Below are 20,050 nucleotides of genomic sequence, written 5' to 3'. Positions count from 1 at the left end.
TTGGGGTTCGGACGGGTCGTGTACTGCCCTTCACCGAGACGATGGCGATCGTCGAATCCGTCAGCCCCGCCCAGGTGAACGTCTGGCTGGAGGGAGGCCAAACTACGCAGCTCTCGACGCCCGGTCCGTTCGCGCATGCGGAACGTTCACTGGAATCGACCACCACAGAGCACGGTGGGCCGGTGCATCCGTCGACGAATGATCGTCTCCTCGGGTAGTTGCTGGCTGGGGCGTCGACGCGTGGGTTTCTGCATTACGGGGGTCAGGCCTGGAGGGTGGGACTGAAATGGCCGGCAGAGTGGGCCGAGGGCGCGGACGCACGGCGCCCGATACCGAGACGGCGGCGGCTTGGCTGGCAGAGGTAGCGGAGGCTGCCAGCCAAGCCGCGGGCGGCGTGCCGGTGGAACTGTTAGGTGATTACCTGCCGCTACTGGCCGAGGCTGCCGCCACTGGACGGCGCCCGAAACGCTCGGAACTCAAGGTGGTGGATTCGCTTGGACGCCGGGCCGCGGAGCGGGGAATCTCGGCGGGTAGCGCGGTGGAACTCTATCTGTCGGCGGCCTGGCGGTTGTGGCGACAACTTCCGGAAGTGGCCCGCTCCAGCGACGTCGAGGAGGTCCGGGCGGCTGCTGAGGCGGTTCTGCACGTGGTTGCTGACTCGGTGGCAACCCTGGCCGAGGGGTACACGGAGGGTCGCCGACAGATGGTTCGGTGGGAGGAGACGCTGCGCCGGGAGTTGATCGATGACCTCTTGCGCGGGGATGCCGACGTTGGAGGGTTGGTGGAGCGAGCAGAGCCATTCGGCCTTGATTTGAGCCGAACACATCGGGTGGCACTGGCGGCCCCTCATGGACGGTTGGCCGACGCCGAGGCCGCGACCAGTTCTCTTGAAAAGGTCATGCTGGACTGGTTGGGCGACCGCGACGTGTTGGTCGCCACAAAGGAGGGTGTCTTGGTCGTACTGGCACCCGCCGATTCTGACCCAGCCGGGAAACCGTCGCCGCTCCCGACGGCAGCCAGTGACCTCGGCGAGCGCATGCATGCTGAACTGAACCGTTTGCCGCACGGAGGGCCATGGCGGGTTACGGTCGGCCGACCATACTCAGGTTCATTCGGTATCGCCCGTTCGTATGAGGAGGCCCGGGACACGCTCACCATGGCGGCAACGATGCACTTGAGCAGCCCTGTGATCTATGCCGAGGAGTTGCTTGTCTATCGTGTGTTAGTTCGCGACCAACCTGCGATGGTCGATCTAGTCCTCAAATAAGCGAGTCGGTCTCTGTGGGGCGGTGGTAGCCGAAATGATCACGTTGGCGTGAGCGTGGGATACGCCGATGAGTGGTGGGGGACGTTGTGGGGCTCGTATGGGCCGGTGTCGTGGCGCTCGGGTGGGTGCTGGGCGCCGATTTCGGGGTTCGGGCAGGCGTTGTCGCCACCGCGGGTGCGCGGTGGTCGGGTGTGAAGTCTGGTAACCGGTGGTGGGTTAGCCGAAGCGGGTGCGTTCGATGGTGTTCCAGGTGCTGAAGAGTCGGTCCAGGCTGGGTTGGTAGCCGATGAGCCGGATGGTGATGCTGCGGGCGTGGCGGATGACCATGGCGGGGATGAGGATGATGTGGTGGAGGAAGCGGCGGAATTCCATGCGGATGTAGTCGCGCCGGTGGTGTTTTCGGTGCATCATCATCGCGAACCAGGATTTGATGTTCCACGCGAGCGCGGCGATGACCATGTAGGCCCAGTTGGAGATCAGGTCGTATAACGGTACCCGCAGGGCTTGGATGCCGGATTTGAGTTGTCCGATGATGTTTTCCTGATCGCAGCGGTCGCCTGCGCAGGCCACCACCTCGGCGGCGGTGAGGTCGGTGCGGGTGGTGATGTAGAAGAAGTAGCGGAGCTCGTCGAACAGGACCTGTTCGCCGCGGGTTTTGCTGATGTTCTTGCGCACCGCGACCACTTGGTAGGGCCGCCGGCATTTGCCGGGCTGGTAGGTGAACTCGGCGACGTCCTCGTGGTTGAGTTCGAGGTTGACATACCCGCGTTCGGTGACGATCCGCTGCTTGTGGTTCTCCCTGCGGGCACGGGTCCCTCCGGTGCGCGGCTCGTAGGCGGCGGGCCGCTGCAGCCGGCTCCAGCAGGCCTCGTCGAGCGCTTCGGCGCGGGAGCGCAGCGCGGCGTTGTTGTCCATGCCGAAGACGAAGTCAACCTTCTCGGCCCAGCGGTCGAAGTGCGCGGTCAACGAGAAGTCGGTATCCCCGCGCAGGCACACCCGCTCGGCGTGCGGGGCCACCAACTCGATCGCCTTGTCGATCCACTGCGCCGCGCCCTGATGGCTGGGCGCGTTGCCGGGCCGGTTGACCAGATACAGCACTTCCTTGGTGTTGGCCAGCGACACGATCAGCGGCGCATACCCCCAGATTCCCTTGTAGGAAATGTCCATCCCGGCCTTGTGCTCCCCGCCGGTGGGCACGATCGTGCCGTCGACGTCGAGGTAGGCGATCGGACCCAGTAGGTCTCGTCCCCGACCCGTCCACAACTGCGGGCGCACCGCGTTGATCGCCTCCATCAACGCCACCACGTCATCCTTGGCGAACCGACGGCAGAAGTCCCCCGCCGTGGTCGGATCCGCCGATCAGGTCCGCGCCCAGCGCGTTCATGTAGGCGGTGTCATGCCGCAGCCGCTCGATGTCCTCCAGCCGGGTGCCGCCGCAGGCCACGTTGTAGGCGAGGTTCAACACGTGATCGGACTCATGGTAGGGCAGGTGCACCTTCAACAACGCCAGACTGTCGTTGATCCGCTCGGCCAAACCGAGCTTGGTCACCAGTCGGTGCACCGCCGCGATCCCGCCGAAGCACGTGGCGTCGACGTTCCCGCCGATCTCGTAGCTCACCGTGCCCGAGTGCAGCATCGGCTTGGACTGCGCGCCCCAGTGTCCCGCACGTGCATGCCGGGCCGCCACCTTGCGCCGTCGGCGTGCCGCGTTCCGCCGACTCTGCTCGTGCGGTATCTTCTTCACCACAAAGGCCTTTCCTCTTGGGATGCGTTGGAGTCGCAAACCCAAGCAGGATAAGGCCTTTGCCTTATCTCAGGCCGGATCTACCCACCCGACACGCTTGATGAAGGACTAGTGCGCGCGGTGCTTGGCCCGCTCACGCACGCCCGCGGCGGCGCTGAACCGCTGCTGGCGACCTTGGATGCCTTTTTCGCTACTGGTGGCGTGGCGACCGATACCGCGCGACAGTTGCATTTGTCGGTGCGTGCGGTCACCTACCGGCTGGACCGGATCAAGGCACTGACTGGGCATGCCCCGACCGATCCTGCGCAACGCTTTACGCTGCACGCGGCGGTGCTGGGAGCAAAGTTCCTTGGCTGGCCCCAGCATGAGCTACCGGCGGGCTAACCGCTGTATCCATTGTCTCGAACGAAATTTACCTGCCGATCGGCCCGGCAACATTCACGAGCCGGACCGACAGCATGACGGGACTTCGTTAACCTCGCCGCTCCCTCATAAGGGTCCCCATCCCAGTTGCGCGTGTGCATTCTGATGGCGCTGCCGGGGCCGCGGTACACGCACCGCGCCGAGCTGGTACCGCTTCGCGGGAAGCGGCTCAATCCGCGTGTGCGAGTGTCTGATTACGGTCACCGGGCAGCTAGCGTGTCGTGTGACGTAGCGCGCCGTCGAGCCAAGAGGAGGGCGATCGAGGAACGCATCCCGCTCACCTCCAGTGGCTCCCACGACCAGTTGGTCGGCATTGCGGCTTGAGTCGACCAATACGACGCCCGGTGCGCCCTCGACCACACGCTGCTCGATGACCACCGATCCCACGTCCACGCACCGCAACGCCTCACTCAGCACTCTTTCGGCATCCGATGCGCTGCGGGCTCGGTCTACTTCCAGTTTGCGGCGGCGTGCCTTGGGCAGCCCGTGCTTGGGTAGTGGGGTCCAGGCGTGCACCATTCGCACCACAGCGTGGACTGTCACTGCGTAATTCACTGCCCAACGCAGGGCTGTAACCGAGTCGGCCGAGCCGTCTATACCTACAATGACCACTTTAGACATACCAACACCCATCTCGAGCTGCGCGCCACATGATTCCAGCCCGTGGCGCGCAGCCAATCGTTTCAATTGACGGCTCTTCTGCTGCTTCCGTGGGTGGGTTAGGCGCGTCCGGGGAGGGTGGGTCGGTGGCCGCCGAGGGCGAGCATGGCGAGAGCGATGAGTGCTTGGGGGCTGCGGAATCCGAAGGCGATGCGGGTGAGCAGGCGGATTTTGGTGTTGGTGGATTCGATGAGTCCTTGGGAGAGGCCGTGTTCGAGGGCGGCGTCGATGGGGGCGCGGTGTTTGGTGATCTTCTTGGCGAGCTCGACGAAGACGGGGATCTGGCAGCGCCGTGCCCAGGAGGTCCAGCGGTCCAGGGCTTGTTTGCCTTGCTCGCCTTTGGCGGTGAAGACGTACCGGAGTCCTTCTTTGAGCAGGTAGGCCCGGTACAGGCGGCGGTCGGTGGTGGCGATCCAGGCCAGCTTCGCCTGCTGGTTTTCGGTGAGGTCTTCGGGGTTTTTCCACAGCGCGTAACGGGAGTCTTTGAGCTTCTTGGCTTTCTCGTGCCCGGGACGGGCCGGGGAGTCGGTGGCCGGGCGGCCCCGGCGGCGTGTGCCTTCGGTGCGGGCCAGGGCGCGGGCGTCGTTCCAGGCCCGTCGCCGTTCGGCATCGAGTGCTTCGGTGGCCCAGGCGACCACGTGGAAGGGGTCGGCGCAGCGGATGGCCTTCGGGGCGCGGCGGGCGACGGTGTCGGCGATCCACTGGGCCGCATCGGCGGACACATGCGTGATCTCCGCGGCGCGCCTCTCGCCGAGGGCGTCGAAAAACCGGTTCAGCGTCGCGGAATCGCGCCCCGGCGCGGCCCACACCAGCCGCCCGGTGTCGTGGTCCACCACCACCGTCAGATAGCGGTGATGCTTCTTGTAGGAGATCTCATCGATCCCGATCCGCCGCAACCCACCGAACCGGTCACTCTGGGTTTCGGCGTCGGCCCACACCCGGGCCACGATCGCACCCACGGTGCGCCAGGCGATGCGCATCAGCTCGCATACCGCCGATTTCGAGGAGCGCACCGCCAGCCACGCCACCGTGTCGTCGAAAGCCAAGGTGTGCCCGGCGCCATGACGCGCCCACGGCAGCCGCGCCACGGTGGGCCCGTGCTCCCGGCAGCGCACCCGCGGCGCGGCGGCCTCGAGATGGACCTGGATGGTGCCCAGGTCCAGGGCCCGCCACCGGCGCCGTCCCTCGCCCCGGTCATACCGCCCGGACCAGCGGCCACACCGGCCGCAACGGCCGCGCCCGCCCTTGCGCGGGCGCACGTGCACCATCACCCGTTCCGCGGCCTCGTCGAACTCCACATCCTCGATCACCGTGCGCCTGTCGACGCCCACCAGAGCACGCCATAAACTGGCCTTCGGCACGCCGTTCTCCGTCCCCTCGGTTCCTGACCTTCGACAAGCCAGAAACCTAGACGAAGCAACGGCGTGCCCCCGTCTCCGGGCCTAAAACAGCAGCTCACATCACCCACGGATCAGTCACAAGAGCCCAATTGACCGGCAGTTTCGCCGGTAAAATGCGGGACGGTCCTGACGGCAACGGTCACAAACGCTCTCCGACAGGACTTGTTTCGCGGCTGGTGTCAACTGTCCCGATGACTCCAGCATGCCTGCGAGTTAGCTGTCGCGGCCAGGTCCACTCCCGGCAGCCTCGTTTCTCGTGAGGTTGCCGAACCATGGCAACCTCACCGAACATCATGGTTCCTCGGCGACCTCTGCGGGATCCGCCGCGTTGATCGAGCCGATTGCGGTGAGCAAGATCGAAGCCGCTGTGGGGTTTCACAAGAGTGTTCAGACTCGCATGTCAGGCTGCGAAAAGGGTGAACCCTTCGAGCGGAATTGTTGATCTCCAGAAAGGTCCCGATACCGTTCCTTTTCCGGCGACTGTCTGAGCGCCTGCCTGTAGCGCCGCTGCAGACACTCGCCAGGTGGGGGAGAGTGGCGACCGTGAAGTGGCAAGCCCTGCGGCGGCACGCAACCTCACAGGAGATGATCAGGATGAGTTCCTGGAGTGACGGGTCACTTTCCGCACGGCGGACTGGGTAATGCGGCACAGCCGTTCGGTAAGGGCCGATCGACGTGAACCCTGCACAACGTAGGAGCGCCACGACGCTGTTGAGCGACGGGCTCACGAGCGTCGAGGCAGCAGAGAGGCTCCGCCGCGACGGTCCGAATCTGTTGCCGCGCGCACATCGACCGAGTCCAGCGTTGGTCCTGCTTGGTCAAATGGTGCACTTCTTCGCGATCATGTTGTGGGTTGCGGCGGGGCTCGCGCTGTTGGCAGGGATGCCCGCCCTCGCAATCGCGATCGCCGTCGTCGTGGTGCTCAACGGCACCTTCTCGTTCGTCCAGGAATACCGGGCGGATCAAGCTGCAGAGCGACTGGGCGACTTGCTTCCGGTACGTGCACGCGTCCGTAGGGACGGCCGCGCGGCAGTGATCGACGCGAACGAACTGGTTGAGGGCGATGTGGTTCTGCTCGAGGCAGGTGACCGTGTGTGTGCGGACTTGACTTTGGCTGCCGGCGCAGGTTTATCGGTGGACGAATCCATGCTGACCGGGGAAAGCGCACTCGTCTCGCCACAACCAGAGGCGACGCTGTACGCGGGAACCCACCTCACCGAAGGTCAGGGCACCGCGCTGGTCATCGCGACCGGGTCGGACACCCGGCTGGCAGGGATCGCGGCTGTCACACAGCGGGCAAGGAGACCGCCCAGCCCGCTGGCGGTGCACCTGCACCGTGTCGTGCGTGTCATCGCGATGCTGGCAGTCGGGGTGGGAGTCGCCTTCTTCCGCATGGCACTCGACAGCCGGCGCCCCGGCAAACGCGTGATTTTTCACGCCGACCGAGGCAGCCAGTACACCAGTGCCGCTTTCATCGAATTCTGCTCGGCCCACGGTGTACGCAACTCCGTCGGTCGCACCGGAATCTCCCTCTTAACCGGCTAATAGTTGTGTTTGGGCTGGTCAGCGACATGCTGCGGTAGTGGTACTTGCCTGCTCGAAGTGGTCAGTGCTGGTACGTCTGTCCTTATGAACACCGAGGCCGGTATTCGGCTTGAGGAACACGACGGTGGCTGGGCGTTGGCCGGGCCGGCCGCGTCGGGGTTTGGGTTGGTGGATGAGTACTTGGCTCATCTGGCCGATCGGAACTACTCACCGAAGACCGTGCGGGCCTATGGTTACGACCTTTTGGCGTTCTGCCGGTGGCTCGTTGCCGAGGAGCAGCCGTTGCCGGAGGTGACCACCGAGGTGCTGTTGCGGTTCTTGCGTGCCTGCCGTGAGGCGACGGTTCCGGGCCGGCCGGGGCCGAACGTGATCACGTTGTCGGGGCGTCGGATGGATCAGTACGCCGTCACGACGATCAATCGTCGGTTGGCGGCGATCTCGGGTTTGTTCGGGTTCGCGGCGATGCGGGACCCGGACATGAAAAATCCTGTCCCCAAGGGCAAGGAGGCCCGCTGGCGGGTAGCGGGTGAGCGCAGCGGGATGCTCGCACATACCGTTCGTCGGCCGAAGAACCGCTCGTCGCTGCGGCTTCGGGAGCCCGGCCGCCTGCCCACGGCGCTGTCGCAGTCCGATGCGGCGGAGCTGTTGGCGAGCTTCCACACATGGCGGGACAGGGCGATCGCGGGCTTGATGCTGTATTGCGGGCTGCGCTCCGCCGAAGTGCTGGGCCTGAACATCGCCGATGTCGATATCGGCGGCCGATGGCTGCAGGTGCTCGGTAAGGGCCAGCGGGAACGCCGCGTCCCGCTGGACCCTGATGTCGGCTCGGTCATCCAGGTGTATTTGCTGGCCGAGCGGCCGGAATCCGGCAGTCCTCGCCTGTTTCTCGTGGCCAAGGGACCGAACCGGGGCCAGCCGTTGACCGCGGCCGGGCTGCGCACGATCTTCCGCTATCACCGTGGAATCACCGGCATCGTCGGAGGACATCCCCACGCGCTGCGACACACCTTCGGCACCGCCCTGGCCGAAGCGGGGGTTGATCTCGCGGTGATGCAAGCCCTGCTCGGCCACGCTCATGTCGACACCACCGCCCGCTACATCCATCTGGCTCCGGCCCACGTGAAAGCAGAATTCGATGCCGCTCGCGATCGCCTCCGCTCCCAATCCCAGCAATGATCTGCACATCGCCTATCTGGACTATCTTCAGCAGACAGGACGGGGAAACGCTGCCTACTCGTGGGCGGCTCGGGTGTTCTTCGGGCGCTGGCCGGACCCGCGAGGGTGGGTGGCCGAGTCGTTGGAGACTCGCTTGTCGGCTGGGAGCTCGACTCGGCCGATCATCACGTTCCTGATGCTGCACCGGGTGCTGCAACCGGGCTATGACTATCTGCTGGAACGCAAACTCTCCAGCATCTGGCGGGAAATCAAAGACTCACCGCTGAGACCAGACCTCGATCGGTTCATGACCGCGGCCGCCGAGCTCGGGTTCACCGAACGGGTCCGGTTCGCCACCGGCTCCCAAGTGCCGGTCCGGCTGCTCATCCAGACTGGACGGTCGCTGGACCGGATCACCGTGGCCGATCTGGACGAGTTCCGGGCTGCGTGTCAGGAGCGCGAGACGCGAACTGGCAAGGGCAACAAGCACTATCTGGCGGCGGCCAGTAACGCCCAGCGCGTGCTGTTTCACCTGGGAATCGTCGATGAGCTGCCACGCTCGGGCGGCCCGGTCCCGTTCACGCAAAGGCTTTCCGGCCTACAGCCACCGATCCGCGAGACGATGATCGCCTATTTGGAACGCAAACGGGCAACCTGCCAACCGAAAACGGTGTCGGCGATCGCAACCCGGCTCAAACACTTCGGAGTGTTCCTGGCCGACATCGACCCCGAACTCGGGTCCATCGCCGAGCTCGATCGCCGCAAACACATCGAGCCCTACCTGACGTCGCTGGTCGACGCGATCAGCGCGAAGAACAATGAGCTCATCACCGTCGCGGACCGGTCCCGGCGAGTGCTCGCACTGATGGGCTTTCTGACCGACATCACCGAGTGGGGCTGGCCGCAAGCACCACCCCGCAAGCTGATGTTCCGCGACGATGTCCCCAAACTCCCGCATACCCTGCCCCGCTATCTACCAGTCGACATCGACCGACGACTCACCGAGGTGCTCACCGAAGGGCCCGGCAACGAACTGGCCGCAACAACCCTGCGACTGCAACGCGCCTGCGGGCTGCGCATCGGAGAGGTCCTCGACCTCGAACTCGACTGCGTCCACGAAGTCCCCGACCACGGCCACTGGCTGAAAATCCCGCTCGGCAAACTGGAAACAGAGCGGATGATCCCCATCGATGACGACATCCTCGACCTGATCGACCACATCACCGCCATCCGCTCCCACGGACGACCCATGCCGCACCCCCGCTACCGGCGTCCCGCCCAGTTCCTGTTCACCCACCACGGCCGGCGACTGTCCCAAAGCGCAGTCCGTCACGAACTCAACCGCGCTGCTCAGGCCGCGGGACTTGACCACCTCACCCCGCACCAGCTCCGCCACACCTACGCCACCGCCCTGGTCAACGCCGGGGTCTCACTCCAAGCACTGATGGCGCTGCTGGGCCATGTTTCCGCCGAAATGAGCCTGCGCTACGGGCGACTGTTCGATACCACCGTCCGAGCCGAATACGAACGAGGCCTCGACCTCGCCAAACAACAGGCCCGCACCTCCACCACCGGCAGGATCGGCCTGCCACTGGCCGACATCACCGGCGGAGCCGACTGGAAAGACACCCCACTGCTCAAATCCCGCCTCGCCGGCGGATTCTGCCTGCGCGCACCCGCCCAAGACGCCTGCCCCTACGCCAACATCTGCGAGCACTGCCCCAGCTTCCACACCGAAGCCAGCTCGCTGCCCATCCTCGCAGCCCAGCGCGTCGACGCCGAAGCACTGGCCCGCGACGCCGAACAACGCGGCTGGATCACCGAAGCCCAACGACACCAACGACTCATCGCCCGACTCGACACCCTGATCAACGAGGCCCAAGCAGGATGACCAAAACCAGCACTCTCAACCGCGTCGAACGCGCCTGCACACAACTCATCCACGACGGCCACGCCGTCACCTTCACGGCCATTGCTGCTCGCACCGGACTGGGCCGCACCACCCTCTACCGCAACCCCACCCTCCGCGCCGTCATCGAACACCACCGACACCAGACCAGCACTAACGGCACCCTCACCGGCTTCACCGACGAGATCGCCACCCTCCGCACCGCACTCGACGCCCTCGCCACCCGAGTACGCCACCACGAAGAACAACTCCGACGCCTCACAGCCAGAAACGACTGAAATCGTTAACCGGTCAATCACCGGAAACCGAGATCATTAGCCGGATAATCCTACGACAACGCGATGGCCGAGGCGTTCAACTCGTTGTACAAGGCCGAACTCGTCCGCAACCGTGGACCATGGCGCGGGATCGACGACATCGAGATCGCCACCGTCGAGTACATCGACTGGTACAACAACCGGCGCCTGCACGGCGAACTCGGGCACGTGCCGTCCGCCGAGTACGAAGCACTACACGCGATGACCCACCCGGTCACCGCAACCCTGGAAACCAGCTAATCCAGTCTCCATCAAACCCGGTACTTGACAGATGTGTGGTCTTTCTCTTGGGCAGGGCCAGCCGTGTCGATCGGTGCAGCACCATCACGGGCAGCACAGTGGTCAAGGGCCACACCATCGCCTCGCCCCGCCCCTCTTCATAGGAACGCGCCATGGTCGCCTGAATCACTGCCACCAACGCCGGATTTAGAAACACCGCGCTGGCCAGTGGCTGTGTGCGGCCCCTAGGCATGCACGGTCCCGGTTAACTGCCGCACACGCTCGAGGAACTCCGGATGCCACCCGATCAGTCCTTGATCGGCTAGACAGTGGTGGGTACCACGGTGGAAGAACACTTCGTCGTAACGCTCACGTACCTTCACTGTTGCCCGATCCAGCGTCGTGCGCAGCAACTTCCTACCCTCCCGCTCACGCTCGGCATCCGTCGCGCCCGGTGGCAAGTCTTCGACCATCCAATCGAAGGCCCGCTCCCACTCATCCACCAGGTTCTCCTGGTACCGCTCAAGCTCGCCAATGGCCACCAGATCGTCGTCGACCCATAGGACCGCCTGTGTGAATGCCCGGTAGTAGTCCATGATCGCCTTGTCCAGCTGAATCTGGCTCACCCCCACCCAACGCAGCTGGTGCACAAAGCAGGCCTCGTCATACGAGAAGCCCTGTTCCCGAGCCGCGTGCCAGTCCTCCCGGCTCACCAGCGTTGGCAAACGGTCAGCGGTGTAGTCATCCCGCAGGTACTCAATCTGCCGACGCACTTGCTCCACCGAAACACTGGTGATCTTTTTCTGGAGCATGGCTACAGCCTGCTCATACCACCATGCCCACAATTGCCGCATCAGCGCCGTTTGAGGACCGTCCCCGGATGGCAGAGAGAACAGCAGCTTCCGACGCACCGCAATGTCGAGGCCCTCAATGGCAGGAACGCAGTCGATCACTCGCATCCGCCGCACAAAGACCCCCCGGTCCGCCGGTGACAGGTCTAAGAACCGCTGGCGAACCGCCCGCGACGTCTCAGAGGTAGACGCCCTTGCGGCCTCCTCCAATAGCGCCAGCGCGACATCGGGGCTCCGCATGTCACAGCGCAGTGCCGCCATCGCGCTGCCTTCGCGCGCCCGCTGTGTCGTCACCAGCGTCAGCCAGGGACCATCGGCATCCCCTGGGGCGTGGGTATCCATCCACGATCGCACTGTCCGCCACACGTCATCATCTTTGTCCCCCAGGGAGCGGGTGGAGCGTGGGTGGAACTTCGTCTGCAGAAGGTCAACAGCCAGAGCCCCTTCTTCCCAAGCCACGTCATCGTGCAGCTCCAGGCTGATGGCCCCATCAGGCCGCTCCTCGGCGCCCCTGAGTAGCTCATACAGACCCCACTGAGCCTGGAACAGGTATCCGAGAGCTGAGGCTGACGCGTCATGCGACACCGAAGTAGGCATGATCCATTCTTCATCTTTGGAACGTACTGTGTCCATGCCTGTGCACATAGTCACGCCCGCTCCTATGCGTATTGCGCCCAGCAAGGCGGGTGGCCGCCACGATCCTTGATGACGAGCGGCTTTCGCCCCGGCAGATTGCCGACGTCCTGGGGTCAAGCCCCGCCGTTGACCCTCGATCACTATCTCGGTCGGGCTCCGTGAACCACGCTGCGGCCACGGTACTGGACACGGCGGGTGACTTTTGCCGCCGGTTCACCGAGGCTGATGTGGTGGCGTTGATGGAGGCGATCAACGCGGTGCGCGCTCGGTTGTGGACGGGCCGGGTAATTGAATTCAATCCTTCTAGTGTCCTGCGCCGGAGATTCGTTGACAATATGATCGGAGTGACTCCAAGATCTCGTCAGCGCTCTTCGTCCAGATGAACGGCCGGGGATCGTTGTTCCACTCGTCGATCCAGTTGCGGATATCGGCCTCGAGTGCCTGGACGCTGGTGTGCACGCCGCGTTGCAGGAGTTTGGTGGTCAATTCGCCGAACCAGCGTTCGACCTGGTTGATCCAGGACGATCCGGTCGGGATGAAGTGGATTTGGAATCGGGGATGCTTCGCTAGCCATTTCTGGATGATCTCGGTTTTGTGGGTGGCGTAGTTGTCACAAATGACATGGACGCCTAACTCCGCCGGTACGGTTTTGTCGATCTTGGTGAGAAATTTGCGGAACTCGACCGAGCGGTGCCGGCGGTGCAGCGAGGAGATGACCTTGCCGGTGGCGATGTCGAAGGCGGCGAACAGGCTGGTGACGCCGTGACGGACGTAGTCGTGGGTGCGCCGCTCGGGCATGCCGGGCATCATCGGCAACACCGGCTGGGACCTCTCCAGCGCTTGCACCTGGGATTTCTCATCGGTGCACAGAACCACTGCGTTCTCGGGCGGGTTCATATACAGGCCGACGACGTTACGGACCTTCTCGATGAACTGCGGATCGGTAGAGAGCTTGAATGTGTCGGCCAAGTGGGGTTTAAGGTTGAACGCTTTCCAGATCCGTCCCACGGTCGATTTACTCAGCCCGGAACGCTTCGCCATCGATGTACGCGACCAATGCGTCGCGTTGTTCGGTTTCTCTTCCAACGTCGAGACGACCACCTTCTCCACCTGTTCGTCGGTGATCTTCCGCGGCGCGCCTGGGCGATCCTCGTCGACCAACCCCTTCAGTCGTCGCTGGACAAACCGCGACCGCCACTTGCCCACCGTCGGCCGCGACACCCGCAACTTCTCGGCGACATCCACATTGGACAAACCATCGGCGCATGCCAGCACAATCCGACACCGCAACGCCAAAGCCTGCGAACTCTTCGCCCGCCGAGCCCAACGCTGCAACGTCGAACGCTCATCGTCGGTCAGCACCAACTCAGCCTTCGGCCGCCCAGTCCTCGCCATTCCCGCAGTATAGCCATTTCGACCATGAATTTCCGGTGCAGGACACTAGTAGGGCTTTGTTAGATCGTCATGGTGGTTTCTGGTGGCAGGTGGGGCATCGGCCTGTCCAGGTGGCCAGCAGTACCTGGAGTCCTTTGAGGATGGTGTAGAGGGTCAGGCCGCCCCAGGTGCTTTTGGGCTTGTCAACCTGAGTTCGGTGAGGAAGAGGTGCGCGGCGGTCACGAGGGTGGTGTGGCGGTGCCAGCCGGTGAAGGAGCGTCCTTCGAAATGGGTGAGTCCCAGGCCGACTTTCAGTTCGCGGTAGTCGTGTTCGATGCGCCAGCGGATCTTGGCCAACCGCACCAGCGTGCGGATCGGGGTGTCGGCGGGCAGGTTGGAGATCCAGTAGTCGGTGGGCGCGGGCTGATGCGGTGGCCATTCGGCCACCAGCCAGCATTCCGGCAGGTTGCCGCATGCGTCTTTGGGGATGTCGCGGTTGGCGGGCCGGATGCGCAGCGCCAGGAAACGGGAGCGCATCTTCGCGGTGGGGTTGCCGCCGGTCTTCTTGCTGCCCTCACGCCAGGTCACCCGCCGCAGACTGCCGCGCCCCGCGCCCAGTGCCAGCCCACGCAGCGTCGACGGCGGGTCCGGGTAGCAAGGCACGGGCCGGCGGCCTCGCCCGCTATACGCCGCGGTCACCGGCACGGCATCCGCTGGGTGGGCGGTGGTCGAGGCTTTCGCGGCCATCACATACGACAGGCCCCGATCGGCAAGCTCACCCCGGAAGGTCGCGTTGTCCCCGTAACCCGCGTCGCCGACCAGCACCGGCGGAGCGTGTCCCCACACCGCGAGTTCGTCGATCATCTCCAGCGCCTGCCGCCATTTCGGGAGATGCCCTTCCTCGGCCGGGATCGCGCACCGCGCCCGCCGGACGGCGATGCGTTCGGCCTCGGCCCCGGTCGCGCAGTCGTCAACCCAGGACTCCGGCAGAAACAGCCGCCAGTTCAACGGACCTCGAACAATGGGTCGTCACATGCCTGGACGGCTCCGTCAGCGCGACCGACGTCTCCTGGGACCGGGGCGACTCCCAGGTCTGGCGCGTCACTACCGATACACGCGAGGCGTACGTCAAGCGCAGCCCCACCGCGGCATCCCACAGCCGCGAGGTGCACGGCTACACCCACGCGACACAGACGCTGGCCTCCGGCGAAGCCCCGACGTTGCTGGCCAGCGACCCCGGCCTTCGTGCCCTCCTGACCTCACCGCTTCGGGGACGAGTCGTGCGCGACTTTCCCCTCGAAACCCAGGAAGAGCGGCGGGTCCACCACCTCGCTGACCAACTCCTGCGCCGATGGCACGACAGCACGAACCAACCGCCGGCCCAAGTACGTGCGATTGTGCGGCAGTCCATGCTGGAGCAGGCACGCGAAGCCCGGACGTATCTGGATGACCTCGCCGCGCACGTAGCCCCGGCCGAACATCGTCTCCTCCAGCGGGTCACGAACGAACTGCCGGGCCTGGCCGACGAACTCCCTGTGGTGTTCCGGCACGGCGACTATTCGCCCCGCAACTGGCTGTGGTCCAGCGACCGCAGCCAGCTTTCGCTGATCGATTTCGAGGAAGCCGCCCACGGCGCCGCCATCGAGGATCTGGTGTGGCTGTACGGCGCGATCTGGCCCACTCGCCCCGACCTCGCCCATGCCTTTCTCACTGGATATGGACGTGCGTTGAGCCGGGCAGAACAGCGAGCCCTGCATCTGATCACCGCGCGGACGACCGCGTACTACCTCAACGCAGGGATCATCAAAGCCAACCCCGTCCTCACCGAACGGGGCCGAACGGCCCTGAAGCACCTGCTGGGGTGAATCGTTCAGTGCCCTGCCGCCGCGTCATGTCCTTGATGCGCGTGACCGCCTGGTCGCCCGACAGCAGCGCCTCGTCCGCGCCCACACGCTTGGCGATCTCCAGCTTGTCGGCGGCGGTGTCCACGGCGACGACGGTGGTCGCCGCGCTGAGCGCTCGCAGGATCTGGATGGCCATCTGGCCCAGACCGCCCGCGCCGATCACCACCGCGATGGAACCCGGCCCCAGCAGGTGCAGCGACCGCTTGACGGCGTGATAGCTGGTCAGCCCCGCGTCGCTGAGCGGGGCGGCCTGGCGGGGGTCGAGGGTGCCCAGCGGAATCAGGAATCGCGACGCCGGGACCAGCAGGTACTCAGCCATTCCGCCGTCGTGACCACCCAGGCCCCCGCCCAGACCGCCGGTCGTCTGGCAGTAGTTCTCCCGGCCCTCCCGGCAGTTGGCGCACACCCCGCAGCCCCAGGGACCGTAGACGATCACCGGGTCTCCGGGCGCGAACCCGGTGACGCCCGGTCCCAGCGTCTCCACCCTCCCCGCATTCTCATGGCCGAGCGTGAAGGGCAGCGTCGTGCCGTCTCCGGGTGCGGGTCCGGGTGCCTGCATGAGGTGCAGATCGGAGTGGCAGGCACCGGCGCCCGCGACCTTGACCAGGACCTGCCCAGGCCCGGGCTCGGGCACCGGCACCTCGCGCAGCTCGGGCGGTTTTTGCCATTCGACGAACTGAAAGGCCCGCATAGCGATCCTTTTGCGCTGTCAGTCGCGGATCCCGTCGATGTCGACCAGGACGTGGCGCGGGCCGCGGAAAATCTGGTTACGGCGGTACGGCGGCGGGTCCTCGACGAGCCGCGGGTTCTCCACGCGACGGACGAACTCGCTGATCGCGATCTGGGCCTCCAGCCGCGCGAGCGGAGCGCCGAAGCAGTAGTGGATGCCCTGGCTGTAGCCGACGTGCTGGTTGTCGGGGCGTTCAAGGCCGAGCTCATCAGGGTTTTCGAACCGTTCCGGGTCGCGGTTCGCCGAGCCGTACACCACGAAGATCGGCGCGCCCTTCGGGATGGTGGTGCCTGCGATCTCGATGTCTTCGAGGGCGGAGCGGGTGGGCCAGAACTGGACCGAGGACTCGAAGCGCAGCAGCTCCTCGACCCCGGGCACGATCAGCTCGGGCCGGCGGCGCAGCTTCTCGAGCGCGTCGGGGTGCCGCAGCAGGTTGAGCACGCTGTGGGCGATCAGATTGACCGTGGTCTCATGCCCGGCGAAGAGCATGAGCATGGCATTTCTGACGATCGACTCCTGGGACAGGCGCCCCTCCGGGCTGTCGTCGTGGACCATCCCAGAGAACATGCCCGGTCCGGGCTGCTTGCGGTACTGGTCGATCAGGTCGGCCAGGAACTGCCTGAACTCAGCCACCTGATCGGGAACCGCCGCTGTGCGGCGCTGCTGCTCCGGGTCGTTCGCCTCCGGGCCGAAGTCCAACCCGTCCAGGGCTGCCTCGATCCAGCCGTGGAAGCGCGGGATGGACTCCAGCGGCACGCCCAGGACCTTGCAGATGACGGTCACCGGCCCCGGGAAGGCGAACTCGTCGACGAAGTCGATCCGGGTCTTGCCCTTCATGTCGTCCAGGAGCTCGCCGAAGATGCGGCGGATCTCGGGCTCGAACTCAGCGACCATGTGGGGACACTCGGGCGGCCCGAAGTGCCGCATCATCCGGCGGCGATCCACGTCGTGCTCGGGAAGGTCCTCGGTGATGATCGTCGCCTCGAAGGGGTTCCAGGGCGTGTCGGGGCGCTTCCTCTGATCCGAGGTGACCCGGGGGTCGTGCAGCAGCTGGACGACCTCTCGGTAGGTGCTGACGACGTAGGAGCCGTCGGGCTGCCGTGCCACCGGGGCCTTCCGGAGCTCCTCGTAGAACGGGTACGGATTAGCCCGGTTGGCGTAGCGAAGGGACTGCCGCCAGGGGGTTTCCTCGACCATGATGCTGCTCTTCTTCCTGTTGCGCTGTCCGCTTACACGCCTGATCGGCGCGTCAGCGACCTCGGGGCCGGAATTCGGCCCTGCGCTCGCTCGGGTCGTGGCCGGTCAGGACAACGTCGGGTATCGCGGTCGGGACGCCCGGTTGCGGGAACTCGGCCGGGATCCAGCAGGTCAGGCTGTCTCCGTCGTGGGTGTCCATCATGGCTGCGAAGGCGCGCACGCTGGTGTGCGTGGCGTCCAGTTCGGGGCAGCGCGCCAGGACCTGATTGAGTCGGCGTTGTTCGTCCTCGTCCAGGTTGTCTGGCTTGCGGATGATCCAGCCGGTGGCCTGCCGCACGCTCGGGCCCTCGGGGACGGGCGGGGCGGGCTGCCCGGAAGCGCGTAGCGGTTGTAGGCACCGGCGCACGCTGCGCTGGCTGCCTCGATAGCCCAGTTCACGGATCTCCGCATACAACTGGGCGGCGTCGGTGCAGCCCTCGTTCCAGCGCTGGTGCAGGTGCGTCAGGAACGGTCGCAGCCTGGTGTCGCGGTGACGGGCGGGGGCGGCGAGCATGTCGTCAGCGGCATCAGCCTTCGCGTAGCGGCGCACGGTCTTGCGATCCATACCCAAGGACTCGGCGATCGCCGAGGTCCCGACTCCTTTGGCCAGCAGCTCATGCACTGCCGCGTGGCGGGCGCGGGTGTTCGCCGCGCGCTTGCCTTCCAGTTCTTGCGGGGCGGGCTTCGTGTCTGCTGGTTCCTCCTGCTCTGGCGGGGCGGGCTTGTCGCCCTCGTCCTGCTCGGGTGGGCGCAGGCAGTCGCAGTGCGCGGCGGCGATCTTCTCCACCGCCTCGCTGAGGTTGCGCCACAGGTGGAACCGGTCGGCGACCTGCACGGCGTCGGGCGCGGCCGCTCGGGCGGCCTCGGCGTAGGCGGTGGCCCGGTCCCGGCACACGATGCGCACTCCCGGATGTTCCCGCAGCCAGGCGGCCACGGGTTCGGCGGTACGGTCAGGCAGCACATCGACCGGGCGACCCGACTCGATGTCGATCAGCACGGTCCCGTAGACATGCCCACGCAGCAGGGCGAAGTCGTCGATCCCCAGGACCTCGACGGTTCCTATCTCGGGATCGGGCAGCGCATACAGCAGGCGCAGCAGCGTGTTGCGGCCCGCGCGAAGCCCGAGCGCCGTGGCCAGTCGGGACCCGGCGCGCCCGGCCAGCGCCAGGCCGATCGACTCCAACATCTTGCGAGACAACGGGGTGCGTCGAGCATGCTTGGTGGTCAGACCATCAATCTGCTCAGCGAATGTCCGAACACGACAGTCGTGATCACCGCAGAAGAACCGGCGCACCTGTAACCGTAACGCCACCGGCTGGCCGCCGACGGCGGCGTCGGCCAGCCCTCGGTCATAACGGCTGTGCACCTTGCTCGACCGCACGCCGCAGCCGGGACAGAGCGCATCCTTCGCCTTGGGACGCGCCCAGATCGCCACCCCGGTTCCGGTCTGCTCGACCCGCTCCACCACCACGGCGGCCAAGTGCGGCAGAAGCACGTCAAGCCCTTGTTGATCACACACCGATCATGATCACAGACCCCGTCCCGAGCCCATCACCGGGCCACAAACTTGATCACGCAACCAGGGACAGAACCGAACCAGGTGGCCACCCACGGGGAGAACTACAGGCCGCCTACGGGGAAAAACGAATGGCCATTGACACCCGTGGATCGCCGAAGCGGCAGCCGGTCCGTCGCAATACGAGAACCATCGACGGACGGTGCCCAACGCCGGTTGAGTGTCCACATAAGATCGCGACGTTCTCGGTGGATGTGCTGGGTCCGGACCGTGACTTGGCCTCTGGCGTTGTCTGCCCGCCTCGGATAACGAACGCGGCGATGTCTTGGTCGCTGGTGTGGCCCCTGACGCCGACGGCTGCGGCCCCCGCCTCGGTCACGCTGGTTGATGCCAGGGCGGATTCCACCTCGGTGGCGTCCTGGACTGGCAGGGACGCCGAAACAACTACAGGCATGATGATCTGCAGCGCTCGCCCGCAGGTCTGATCCGAACACGAGGGCAGGCCACGACATGCGATCTCGGCTGGCCAGGAGTACGCAGGACCCCTTGGGTCTGCGAACCGGGTCATGTGCTGTGCCGTCGTAGCTGGCCCTCACCCGGTCTGGAAGATGTTGGAGGTTCACAAATGACACGTCAGATGAGCACAGAGATGCAGCAGTGCATCGACATGTGCAATAACTGCCACAACGCCTGCGAGCAGATGCTGTCTCGTTGCATGGAAATGCGCAGTGAGCAGTCGATGCAAATGAGCATGATGATGATGTCCTGCGCAGATATGTGTCGCATGTGCGCGGACATGATGATGCGCTGTTCGAGCATGACGAAGGCCGGTGCGGACATGGTGCAGATGTGCGTGCGAATGTGCGGCATGTGCGCGGACATGTGCGAGATGTCCGCCGAGATGTGCAGGCAGCTGAACACCCCGCAGATGACCGAGTTGGCGGACATGATGACGCGGTGTGCGGGCATGTGCCGACAGATGACGCCGCAAGCGATGCAGTCCGCCTGATCGGAGCCGGACCACGTTCGCTGCCTGGCATGGTCCGGTGATCGTGTCGGAACACCGCGCCCCCGCGCTCAGGTGACCGCATCAGATCGAAAAGACCTGCATCGGTGTTGACGCCGACATCCCGATGGTCGATTTTCGCGGTTCGCCTGTGCGTG

At 65.3% G+C, this 20,050-nt stretch carries 17 protein-coding genes and 2 pseudogenes; 9 read left to right on the top strand and 10 right to left on the bottom strand.

Annotation, left to right across the window (positions count from 1 at the left end; translation table 11 throughout):
* Positions 1-394: 394 nt before the first annotated feature.
* The gene (locus DL519_RS10205) at positions 395-1,267 is read left to right on the top strand and encodes a PucR family transcriptional regulator (protein ID WP_223838685.1); all 873 of its coding nucleotides are present in this window, start codon (positions 395-397) and stop codon (positions 1,265-1,267) included.
* A 216-nt stretch (positions 1,268-1,483) separates the two neighbouring features.
* On the opposite strand, the pseudogene DL519_RS10200 reads toward DL519_RS10205, so the two are convergent.
* Positions 1,484-3,011, bottom strand: a pseudogene (locus tag DL519_RS10200) (IS1380 family transposase).
* A gap of 111 nt (positions 3,012-3,122) precedes the next feature.
* Here DL519_RS10200 and DL519_RS10190 point away from each other — a divergent pair.
* Positions 3,123-3,395 carry a PucR family transcriptional regulator gene (locus DL519_RS10190; protein ID WP_223838684.1) on the top strand — a complete coding sequence of 91 codons (273 nt, stop codon included), beginning with the start codon at positions 3,123-3,125 and terminating at the stop codon, positions 3,393-3,395.
* A gap of 105 nt (positions 3,396-3,500) precedes the next feature.
* Here the strand turns inward: DL519_RS10190 and DL519_RS49825 are convergent, their stop codons facing one another.
* The gene (locus DL519_RS49825; RefSeq protein WP_223840241.1) at positions 3,501-4,055 is read right to left on the bottom strand and encodes a universal stress protein; all 555 of its coding nucleotides are present in this window, start codon (positions 4,053-4,055) and stop codon (positions 3,501-3,503) included.
* Between the two features lie 98 nt (positions 4,056-4,153).
* Complete coding sequence (locus tag DL519_RS10180; protein WP_190814226.1) at positions 4,154-5,455, bottom strand: ISL3 family transposase; 1,302 nt, start codon at positions 5,453-5,455, stop codon at positions 4,154-4,156.
* A 714-nt stretch (positions 5,456-6,169) separates the two neighbouring features.
* On the opposite strand from DL519_RS10180, the gene DL519_RS10175 reads away from it, so the two are divergent.
* The 5 genes from DL519_RS10175 (at position 6,170) to DL519_RS10155 (ending at position 10,660) form a co-directional block, all read left to right on the top strand.
* Positions 6,170-7,039 (top strand): P-type ATPase, encoded by an 870-nt coding sequence (locus DL519_RS10175; protein ID WP_190814224.1) that lies wholly within the window; start codon positions 6,170-6,172, stop codon positions 7,037-7,039.
* Between the two features lie 84 nt (positions 7,040-7,123).
* Positions 7,124-8,215 carry a tyrosine-type recombinase/integrase gene (locus DL519_RS10170; RefSeq protein ID WP_190813989.1) on the top strand — a complete coding sequence of 364 codons (1,092 nt, stop codon included), beginning with the start codon at positions 7,124-7,126 and terminating at the stop codon, positions 8,213-8,215.
* Positions 8,175-10,085: a tyrosine-type recombinase/integrase gene (locus DL519_RS10165; RefSeq protein WP_190813987.1), complete on the top strand. Its 1,911-nt coding sequence runs from the start codon at positions 8,175-8,177 to the stop codon at positions 10,083-10,085. Before DL519_RS10170 ends, DL519_RS10165 begins: the two co-directional genes overlap by 41 nt.
* On the top strand, positions 10,082-10,381 hold the full coding sequence (locus DL519_RS10160; RefSeq protein ID WP_168584698.1) for a DUF6262 family protein: 300 nt from the start codon (positions 10,082-10,084) through the stop codon (positions 10,379-10,381). Before DL519_RS10165 ends, DL519_RS10160 begins: the two co-directional genes overlap by 4 nt.
* Positions 10,382-10,444: 63 nt before the next feature.
* Positions 10,445-10,660 (top strand): IS3 family transposase, encoded by a 216-nt coding sequence (locus DL519_RS10155; protein ID WP_190814222.1) that lies wholly within the window; start codon positions 10,445-10,447, stop codon positions 10,658-10,660.
* Here DL519_RS10155 and DL519_RS49820 read toward each other — a convergent pair.
* The 4 genes and pseudogenes from DL519_RS49820 to DL519_RS10140 form a co-directional block, all read right to left on the bottom strand.
* Complete coding sequence (locus DL519_RS49820; RefSeq protein ID WP_223838682.1) at positions 10,635-10,892, bottom strand: three component ABC system middle component; 258 nt, start codon at positions 10,890-10,892, stop codon at positions 10,635-10,637. The two genes, DL519_RS10155 and DL519_RS49820, sit on opposite strands and share 26 nt — an antisense overlap.
* A complete protein-coding gene (locus tag DL519_RS10150; protein WP_223838680.1) occupies positions 10,885-12,123 on the bottom strand; it encodes an ABC-three component system protein in 1,239 nt (412 codons plus the stop codon). The genes DL519_RS49820 and DL519_RS10150 overlap by 8 nt, the downstream gene beginning before the upstream one ends.
* A gap of 306 nt (positions 12,124-12,429) precedes the next feature.
* On the bottom strand, positions 12,430-13,521 hold the full coding sequence (locus tag DL519_RS10145; RefSeq protein ID WP_190812759.1) for an IS630 family transposase: 1,092 nt from the start codon (positions 13,519-13,521) through the stop codon (positions 12,430-12,432).
* Positions 13,522-13,674: 153 nt separating this feature from the next.
* Positions 13,675-14,508 (bottom strand): annotated as a pseudogene (locus tag DL519_RS10140) (IS701 family transposase); the annotation flags it as partial.
* A gap of 29 nt (positions 14,509-14,537) precedes the next feature.
* On the opposite strand from DL519_RS10140, the gene DL519_RS10135 reads away from it, so the two are divergent.
* The gene (locus DL519_RS10135; protein ID WP_190823891.1) at positions 14,538-15,365 is read left to right on the top strand and encodes an aminoglycoside phosphotransferase family protein; all 828 of its coding nucleotides are present in this window, start codon (positions 14,538-14,540) and stop codon (positions 15,363-15,365) included.
* Here DL519_RS10135 and DL519_RS10130 read toward each other — a convergent pair.
* The 3 genes from DL519_RS10130 to DL519_RS10120 are packed head-to-tail and all read right to left on the bottom strand — an operon-like array spanning position 15,322 to position 18,865.
* Positions 15,322-16,095 (bottom strand): alcohol dehydrogenase catalytic domain-containing protein, encoded by a 774-nt coding sequence (locus DL519_RS10130; protein WP_190814218.1) that lies wholly within the window; start codon positions 16,093-16,095, stop codon positions 15,322-15,324. The genes DL519_RS10135 and DL519_RS10130 overlap by 44 nt on opposite strands.
* Before the next feature lie 18 nt (positions 16,096-16,113).
* Entirely contained in the window at positions 16,114-17,331 is a 1,218-nt protein-coding gene (locus tag DL519_RS10125; protein WP_190814216.1) for a cytochrome P450, read from the bottom strand.
* A gap of 52 nt (positions 17,332-17,383) precedes the next feature.
* Positions 17,384-18,865 (bottom strand): ISL3 family transposase, encoded by a 1,482-nt coding sequence (locus DL519_RS10120; RefSeq protein WP_190814214.1) that lies wholly within the window; start codon positions 18,863-18,865, stop codon positions 17,384-17,386.
* Positions 18,866-19,511: 646 nt separating this feature from the next.
* Here DL519_RS10120 and DL519_RS10115 point away from each other — a divergent pair.
* Complete coding sequence (locus tag DL519_RS10115) at positions 19,512-19,895, top strand: hypothetical protein (RefSeq protein WP_190814212.1); 384 nt, start codon at positions 19,512-19,514, stop codon at positions 19,893-19,895.
* The last annotated feature ends 155 nt before the right edge of the window (positions 19,896-20,050 follow it).

The organism is Saccharopolyspora pogona (assembly GCF_014697215.1).
GTDB classification, from domain to species: domain Bacteria; phylum Actinomycetota; class Actinomycetes; order Mycobacteriales; family Pseudonocardiaceae; genus Saccharopolyspora; species Saccharopolyspora hattusasensis.
The sequence above is the reverse complement of the archived record's forward strand: the minus strand, read 5'-3'. Positions and strand labels throughout refer to the sequence as shown.